Source organism: Neisseria sp. P0009.S010 (assembly GCF_051958545.1).
Taxonomy (GTDB): Bacteria; Pseudomonadota; Gammaproteobacteria; order Burkholderiales; family Neisseriaceae; genus Neisseria; species Neisseria subflava_A.
In genome coordinates this window covers 1-238 of sequence record NZ_JBQCVH010000062.1, presented here as the reverse complement: position 1 = coordinate 238, position 238 = coordinate 1, and the positions used below count along the sequence as shown (strand labels likewise).

The 238-nt window shown below is 50.0% G+C and carries 1 pseudogene; it reads right to left on the bottom strand.

Annotation, left to right across the window (positions count from 1 at the left end):
* Positions 1 to 79 precede the first annotated feature (79 nt).
* Positions 80 to 238, bottom strand: a pseudogene (locus ACTHSN_RS10910) (Holliday junction resolvase RuvX); the annotation flags it as partial.

Here is a 238-nt window from a genome sequence, read left to right as displayed (position 1 = left end):
CTGTTAAAGGGTTCAACCCCGTCAATACAGCTTTCAGACGACCTTTTTTCTCAAAATTTTTTCAATATTCCCAAACGGATTATTCTTCCGAACCTTCTTCCCTGCCGTTGAAATACTCCACGGCTCCGCCATCGAAAAAGCCCTGCAAAATCGCCTGAGCCGCCACTTGGTCGAGTACCGCCTTCTGTTTGCGCCCGAACACCTGCGCTTCGGCAAGCAGGCTTTCCGCATATAGCGA